The following is a 6,997-nucleotide window of genomic DNA, read 5'->3' as shown; positions in this document are numbered from 1 at the left end:
CGCTGTTAAGACCATTGCGGGAATTGCAATGAGCACTGCCGCCGCCGGTGAGCTTGCGGAGATCCTTTACAGCCCCCGAACGGGTCTTGCCTAAATCTAGTCATCACTACTTTCCCTTTACAGGGCCACGTCAATAACTTTGGCGTGGCCCTTTGCTATTCCTAACGCAACCCGTAGGTTGCAGGAGAAAATAATGCCAACACTGCCCCAACTCCAGGTGGATGCGTTCCTGACGGGAATCAGCATTGCCTACATGAACGCGGAATTTGCCGCTGAGCAGGTCTTCCCCGATCTGCCCGTGGATGCTCGCTCGGACAAGTACTGGGTGTACAACCGGGATGCGTTCCTTCGCACCTCTGGCCTCGACTCCAACGGCAAGAGCAAGTCTCTGCGCAAGGACGGCGGCGTTGCCAACGTGATTGAGCATGCCCTCAGCTCAGATCAGTACTACACTGAGAACTACGCGCACCGCGAGCTCGTGACGGATGCGGTTGTGCGAAATGCCGCGGCGACGCCTGGCTCCTCAATGATTCAGCCCCGTGTGGACGCTACCCTTCAGCTCTCCGCGCGTCTAGCGATGGACAAAGAGGAGATGGCCGCGTACAAGGTGGGTAAGACGAGCCTCTACCCAACGGCCAACAAGGTGACCTTGACCACCAACACGACCTCGTGGGCAGCCTACACCTCGGCAACGAGCTTACCGCTCAACAACATCCGCGATGGCAAGCTGGCCGTTCGCCGCTCACTCCTGCGCGAGCCCAACACGGCGCTCTACACCGTGGACTCCGCCCAAGTGCTAGCCGACCACCCGACCATCAAGGACTTGGTGAAGTACACCCACCAGGACGCGCTAACGAGCGCCGGACTGCCCAAGGTTTTGCGCGGGCTGAGCACCGTTGAGGCGGCGGCGCAGAAGATTACGAGCAATGAAGGCGCGGCAAACACCTCTGGAAATATCTGGGTAGACTCCAGTGGCTATAACCTGGCCTTGGTCTTCTACAAGAGCCCGGAGACTGGCCCTCGCTCGGTGCACTTTGGCCGCACGTTCTGCGCACCCAATCCCACCACAGGTATCAAAGGTGTCTCTATCCGGCCCTACCGCGATGAGGCACGCGGCGGTGAATGGCTAGAAGGTGACATGACCATTGACATCAAGCACATCTCGGTAGACGATAGCTCGCTCGCTATCGGTGGCTACCTGATCTCCGGTACGGATCTCTAGCCCTCCTGGCCTGTACCCCTGATTTGGTCCACGGGCTGAGTTAGTCTTGGTACGTCCCATCTGCCGCCTAGGGTGAAGGATGAGAGCCTCGGGATGCCCCCTTTCCTCGTCACTTCCATAGACGTGGACGGGAAAAGGCGGTCACACAGCCACTTAGAGTGCCGCAGGGGCGGCGTTCCCTCTAGAAACTAACTCAGTCGCTGGATCAGTTTTTGGGGGGCAGCGCACTCCTGGCTCTGTTTTCCTATTGTCCTCCAAAGGGTGCGCCTAAAAAAACGCACCCTTTTTTCTCAGACCCATCATGGCAAGACAACTTCCTACCCGCGCAAGGCAAATTCCTACCCGCGACCCTGACGTTCTCCGCGCTCGTGCTGAAAACGAGGCAGGGCCACCACAAGGATATGTGGCCGTTGCCTGGTACCCGTGGGGCAAGACAAGCGCCTCGCTACTGGCAGTGTCAGGCAAGATCGTTCTCTTTGACACGAAACAGATTGCCCGTGAGTTTTTGCCCATCTTGGGACAGGGCCGCGCCTCGTCGTGGTCTGCGGATGGTGAGACGCTCGTTTTCACTCCGGTAGACCCCAAAGGGATAAATCGTTGCGCTCTGGTGACACAATACGATCCCTACGATCTCCCCGCACAGATGCCAAATGCAATCCGTTCCGAGACGCGGCTGATGCCCTGGAGAAGCCACATCATGTTTACTCATGCCTTCCTCGACTGTGGGCAGCATGAAATGAAAGACGGGAAAGTCACAAACCCCCTTCTTCCCGAGCATCTCCAGACTCCAGGAGAAGCGCCTCCCGCCTACTCACTCGTTACCCCTGCGGACTCCGCTCGCTAAGCGATAATTGCCATGCCTGCATTTACCTACGACCTTTCTACGACAGTCGGCAAGACGCGCCTATTCTGCACGGATACGTTTCAGGCAGATTACGTGTTCACCGATGCGGAGCTTCAGGTGTTTCTGGACACGTTCGACAGCTCTCCGATGCTGGCCGCTGCGTTCGCGCTCGATAACATCGCTGCGGATGCCTCGAAGATCGCAGTGATCACCAAGAACGATAACCAGAGCACCGATCCGAGTAAGATGCCCGAGCTTCTTGCCGCTCGTGCTAAGACACTGCGCAGCCTCGCAGGAAGTGACCCGGCTTTTGTCGCCGCGACCATGACGGCTGTCGTGGCCAACGCTCCTGACGTCATCTTCACGACTGACGACACAGACACAGACACCCTCGGCAGCATGAGCGGCTGGTAAGGGTCAACAGGCTAGCATGCGAACTTTTGCCGAGCGCGGACTGCGCTCCCTTCCCTCCCGCATCATGGGACGGGATCATCTGGAAAATATGCACTTCCCCCACGCTGTTGCGCTCTGGAGGCCAAGCAGGCTAGAGACTCTGGCGAGTAGTGCTGAGCCCAACTCTGGGGTTCTTCTGGCGGACTCTGGCTACAGACTCGCGACTATCTACCAGGCGTGCTTCTACAACTCGACACCCGAGACGAACGAAGCTAGCGTACTGGGCCGCACCCGCGTCAATAACCTCTTCACGCTCGACGTTTTCCTCTTTCCTGAGGGTACGGAGCTAGGCGATCAGTGGGTGCTCTACTTGCTGACCCCGGGCGACAACGCGCACCGGCTCTACATCTGCCAGGGAGCGCCTCAGAGCGTGCAGCCCGGCCCATTGCATCCTATGGGGGGACAGCGGGCGCTTGTGGCCCGTGTGCAAACGACAGCAAGCAACCTCCCTCCTGGCATTGAGCTGCGAGTCCTAAATGATCTTGGGGGGTAAACGTATGAGCAAGGCATTACACGCATGAGCGCTGCACCAACCAACGGCTACGAAGCTGCCATCAAACAGATTCTGGGCATGATCGCTACTGTGTGGAAATGCCAAGCTCTACGAGAAGAGCAGAATGCACGGATCAACTGGCGTGATAGGATCGAGTCGGGCGAGATCACTGCGCCGTTTGCTATCCTGACGATCAGCCGCATGGATCGCCAGCCTGGGCGCGGAGCCGCAGACAGTAACCTCTTTGCGTTGCCACTAAGCATCACGCTGGTTGCACCGCAGAGGATGAGCGGGGATCAAACCAACGACATCATGAAGGAGCTGGTGCGGCTCTGGCAGAAAATCTACCGGCCTGGCGCGGAGCCAACGTACTGCCTCGACGAGGACTCCACCAGCTTCGACACATCTCGGCAAACCGACGCTCAGGGAGTCGTGCTTGACGGCTCCGCACCACTGACAACCGGACAGCTACAAGTTAAACTTCTGGTGGATCTCACACCAGCGTAGACCTCACACGGCCTAAAGCCGGGGGTCTCCTGCGAGTGTTTTTATGATTGCCAGAGTATCTACCCGCCGCGCCCTCGCGATCTTTGAGGGACTGGAGAAGCGCGTCCGGGAGGTCACAGCAAAGGCCGAAACTCTTACCCAGGAAGACGCGCAACGAGAGCTCATGGAAGCCTCTTCAGGGGGACTGTCTACCGCTGAGCTTCGCCGCCGCGATCATCCTTATGCTCGGCGGCACGGCACGGCACGCGAAGACCCCAAGGTTATCAACGAGCAGACGGGCAAGTTCAAACGCTCGTGGAGAGCAACGCGCCCGACACGCACCGGCAACCTGCTTCGCTCTCGCATCCGAAACACCGATCCGAAAGCCAAGTTCATGCACGGGACGGAGACGATGGTTCCCCGCCCAATTATTCGCCGCGTGAGGCGTCGCATTCAGCGTATCCATCGCTATCGCATCCAGCGCGGCCTTTGGGCTGCCATTCTCGCAAAGTAGAGGTTTTCCACATGCCAAAAGTCCAAGTTTTCCGTACGTTGCCCAAAGCGGGATCATCTCCCGGTGAGGCGCAATCTCGCGTGATTGAAGTATCACCGAATATGCCGCTCCCGATGGGGGCTGTTGTTGTTGCCGAGGAGACTGCCCTGACAGACTGGGTAGCCGCCGTGGATGTGATCACAGAGGAGACTCCTTAATATGCCACTCCTAAAACCAAGTTTTCTACAAGCCCGCGACCTACTGTCTGCCACCATCCAAGGCGGCACGATGGGATCCGGAGGCATCACCTGGAGCACTGCGATCGAGATGAGCGTGGCCGGGGCGGGCACTGCGACATGGAAAGCATTTGAAATCCAGAACAACCCCAATAATGTGCTCTTCATGCCCTCGGACATGGGCGTCGCAAACTACCAGAACGAGCACGAGGACTTTAACTTTACCGTTCGAGAGATCACCCCGCAGAATGGACTGGGCACACTGACCGCCATCGCCGCCGCCTATGATTACGCCCGCGTTGTCTACAACTACCGAGGGCGACATCTGAGCACGGGAGCTAGTGCCAAGTGCGTCGCTGTAGGCGCTCGCGGCGGGCTTCGCAACGGGATCGCGGCGGGCGAGAACGTGCAAGAGTTATCTCTCCAGCCCATTGGTTACGGTGTCTGGTTCGGCCTCTCCACCGACACAGCCCCGATCTAATACCTACCTTCTTGATCTAATACCTACCACTATGCCAGCGTATTCAATCCACTATGCCTAAATTTAACCCTTCCTCATTGCCTCCTGTCCCAACTCGGCAGGAGAGCCGCGAGTTCACTACAAAAAGTGGTGAGGTCTTCAGTTTTGCCGTTGCGATTAGCGACGCGGGTGAGCAGCAGTTCAGTATTTTAGATAAGCGTGATGAGCTGTGGGCGAAGTGGGCCGGTGGCTACGATACTGGTCCCGGCTGCGCTCCTGTCAATGTCAGCAAAACGCTCTGCTTCCTGATTGCTCGGCTTCTGCTTATGCAGGTGCCAAGTGAGGGCGAGACGGTGGATGACCTCTGGCAGTTCCCCGCATGGGCGACTCTGATGCAGCGCGACTCGGGCTGTTTCCTGGCGATCAACGCATGGGTAAACGATCTCATCACGGGAGAAGATGGCGAGGATGATGAGCACCCAAACGTCCGCGCCGCGTCTCCCCACGGCTAAGTGGGCGGCGCGGGTATCTGCTGGCCGCAGCGCTGAACTATCCCGGGCAACACCCGGACATCACCACCCGGCAAGACGTGCTTCTTACGGGTATCCACAATATGCTTCACGTCCTGGTGGATTACCTAGTGCCAAAAATAGCGCTTCCCGAGCAGGTCACAGGTCTTTCACCAGACTGGCTGCGCGACATCTGCGCCATGCACGATTACGAGATCGAGTATCTCAAGAACCAGCAGGAAGATTCGTAGCCAACTATGGAAGAAGATGACGAGATTCAGCTCTTGCTCGGCCTTCAGTACGAAGGTCTGGAGACGGCTAAGTCCTACGCGCTGGTACTGCGTGAGGTTGTCAGGGCAGAGGCCGCTCTTGCTCGCTCTGTAGGCAAGACCAACGAATCATACACTGAGGCAGCGAAGGTTCGCGCTCAGGCTATGTCTGCGATGCCAGCGGCGGCGGGCGGCATGCCCGCCGCTCCTGTTAACAACTTTGGGACGGCGCAGAACGCACGAAAAGAGCCATCGGCCAAGCGGGAAAACTCGGAGCCAAAGGAGAAAGATCCCAGCATACTGGGACCCAATGCTCGCTACCAGAAAGCTTACCTTCAGTACGAATGGGCGCGCAAAAGTGGAAACGGAGCGCAGCAGGAAGACACGCACATCAACCTGGCTCGCGCTACCAAAGCACTGGAATCTGGTAAGCATGCCGCCATGACTCCGCAGATGCAGGCTCTCTACAGTACCCGCATCAATCTGCCGGGCGGCGCGGCCCCTCTGCTGGGCAAGTCACTAGATGCAGCAGTCGGCCCGGCTGCGACCCGTGGCATTCTAGCGGGCCTTGCTCCCCTTGCTAAACTCGTCGCCCCGCTCGCTAAAGCGTTTCTAATTGCTAAGATCGCCCTTGGTGCTTTTGAGATGGCCGTGAGCGCAGCGGCGGAAGGTGCCCGTGTCACCAATGCGCTGACATCGGCGCAGGCAACCTCGGGCGGATCGGTAGCGGACGCGGCTAGAGTAGGGCTTGTGGGAGGCTCGGCAGGAGCTGCACGAAGCCTCCAGGAGCGCATCACCACTGACCCACAGGCGATGCAATCAGCGGCTCGTATCGGCATCCACAATCTCAAGGGTCAGTACGGAAACCTCGATTGGACAGGGCAGTACCTGAAAGCCATTGAGGAGACATCGAAGGTGGGGGATGAGCGCCTCCGTCGCCAGCTCTCAATCACCCTGGGCATTGAGCAGGAAGTGGCCCGTTATGCCCTGCTGTCTGAGGAGACGCGGCGCGGGATCAAGGAGCAAGCCAGGGTGACGGGTCAGATCAACGACCCGAAGGCGCAGGCACTCGCGGCGGAGTTCGACACAGCGCAGAAGTCCCAGGCGCAGGCCGTGGACAATTTCAAGAGCGCCGTCGGGCAGCTCTTCTCTGACGACATAACGGGATTGTTCAACGAGGCGACAAAGGTTGTCAATGGCATCGCATTGTTCATCAAGGGGCTTCGTGGCAACAATCGCCACTACGACACCTTTCTGGGGGCACTGACGGGCGGACTGCTTGGCGACGCAGGGCATGACGGAGCGGGGAAGCAGAAGCAGTCTCCGGTGATGAGCAACACGCTCGCACTTCAAGCGAATACATCGGCCATGAACCGGCTCAACACGAATATAGGCCTTGGTGCCTATGGCCGCGAAGCGCTCCCGTCCCCCCTTCAAGGCCAGCAGCTCCACGAAGCAATGGTCAGCAGATCGCTACGAATAGGCGCTCTAGGTTAAAACTCTATGGCTGGGCTAAAACTGTAACTTATGGC

The 6,997-nt window shown here is 58.3% G+C and carries 10 protein-coding genes; all 10 read left to right on the top strand.

Annotated elements, in window-relative coordinates; genetic code table 11:
- Positions 1-193 precede the first annotated feature (193 nt).
- The 10 genes from ACH2ED_RS05985 to ACH2ED_RS05940 all read left to right on the top strand — a co-directional run bounded on the left by ACH2ED_RS05985 (position 194) and on the right by ACH2ED_RS05940 (position 6,962).
- Positions 194-1,222, top strand: coding sequence for a hypothetical protein (locus ACH2ED_RS05985; protein ID WP_395089300.1), 1,029 nt, complete (start codon positions 194-196; stop codon positions 1,220-1,222).
- Positions 1,223-1,523: 301 nt separating this feature from the next.
- Complete coding sequence (locus ACH2ED_RS05980; protein ID WP_395089299.1) at positions 1,524-2,066, top strand: hypothetical protein; 543 nt, start codon at positions 1,524-1,526, stop codon at positions 2,064-2,066.
- A 12-nt stretch (positions 2,067-2,078) separates the two neighbouring features.
- Positions 2,079-2,480: a hypothetical protein gene (locus tag ACH2ED_RS05975; protein WP_395089297.1), complete on the top strand. Its 402-nt coding sequence runs from the start codon at positions 2,079-2,081 to the stop codon at positions 2,478-2,480.
- Between the two features lie 16 nt (positions 2,481-2,496).
- Positions 2,497-3,012 (top strand): hypothetical protein, encoded by a 516-nt coding sequence (locus ACH2ED_RS05970; protein WP_395089296.1) that lies wholly within the window; start codon positions 2,497-2,499, stop codon positions 3,010-3,012.
- 24 nt (positions 3,013-3,036) lie between these two features.
- The gene (locus ACH2ED_RS05965; protein ID WP_395089295.1) at positions 3,037-3,519 is read left to right on the top strand and encodes a hypothetical protein; all 483 of its coding nucleotides are present in this window, start codon (positions 3,037-3,039) and stop codon (positions 3,517-3,519) included.
- Between the two features lie 43 nt (positions 3,520-3,562).
- Positions 3,563-4,012, top strand: coding sequence for a hypothetical protein (locus tag ACH2ED_RS05960; protein WP_395089293.1), 450 nt, complete (start codon positions 3,563-3,565; stop codon positions 4,010-4,012).
- 198 nt (positions 4,013-4,210) lie between these two features.
- Positions 4,211-4,708: a hypothetical protein gene (locus ACH2ED_RS05955; RefSeq protein WP_395089292.1), complete on the top strand. Its 498-nt coding sequence runs from the start codon at positions 4,211-4,213 to the stop codon at positions 4,706-4,708.
- Between the two features lie 53 nt (positions 4,709-4,761).
- Entirely contained in the window at positions 4,762-5,199 is a 438-nt protein-coding gene (locus tag ACH2ED_RS05950) for a hypothetical protein (protein ID WP_395089290.1), read from the top strand.
- A gap of 116 nt (positions 5,200-5,315) precedes the next feature.
- Positions 5,316-5,447 (top strand): hypothetical protein, encoded by a 132-nt coding sequence (locus ACH2ED_RS05945; RefSeq protein WP_395089289.1) that lies wholly within the window; start codon positions 5,316-5,318, stop codon positions 5,445-5,447.
- Positions 5,448-5,453: 6 nt separating this feature from the next.
- Positions 5,454-6,962, top strand: a complete 1,509-nt coding sequence (locus ACH2ED_RS05940) for a hypothetical protein (protein WP_395089288.1) — start codon at positions 5,454-5,456, stop codon at positions 6,960-6,962.
- Positions 6,963-6,997: the final 35 nt, after the last annotated feature.

It is taken from the genome of Armatimonas sp. (assembly GCF_043757465.1).
GTDB lineage: Bacteria > Armatimonadota > Armatimonadia > Armatimonadales > Armatimonadaceae > Armatimonas.
The sequence above is the reverse complement of the archived record's forward strand: the minus strand, read 5'-3'. Positions and strand labels throughout refer to the sequence as shown.

Coding starts and splice junctions, on each gene's coding strand:
- ACH2ED_RS05950 (WP_395089290.1), top strand. CDS start 4,762: ATGCCTAAATTTAACCCTTCCTCATTGCCTCCTGTCCCAACTCGGCAG.
- ACH2ED_RS05955 (WP_395089292.1), top strand. CDS start 4,211: ATGCCACTCCTAAAACCAAGTTTTCTACAAGCCCGCGACCTACTGTCT.
- ACH2ED_RS05980 (WP_395089299.1), top strand. CDS start 1,524: ATGGCAAGACAACTTCCTACCCGCGCAAGGCAAATTCCTACCCGCGAC.
- ACH2ED_RS05960 (WP_395089293.1), top strand. CDS start 3,563: ATGATTGCCAGAGTATCTACCCGCCGCGCCCTCGCGATCTTTGAGGGA.
- ACH2ED_RS05985 (WP_395089300.1), top strand. CDS start 194: ATGCCAACACTGCCCCAACTCCAGGTGGATGCGTTCCTGACGGGAATC.
- ACH2ED_RS05940 (WP_395089288.1), top strand. CDS start 5,454: ATGGAAGAAGATGACGAGATTCAGCTCTTGCTCGGCCTTCAGTACGAA.
- ACH2ED_RS05965 (WP_395089295.1), top strand. CDS start 3,037: ATGAGCGCTGCACCAACCAACGGCTACGAAGCTGCCATCAAACAGATT.
- ACH2ED_RS05975 (WP_395089297.1), top strand. CDS start 2,079: ATGCCTGCATTTACCTACGACCTTTCTACGACAGTCGGCAAGACGCGC.
- ACH2ED_RS05970 (WP_395089296.1), top strand. CDS start 2,497: ATGCGAACTTTTGCCGAGCGCGGACTGCGCTCCCTTCCCTCCCGCATC.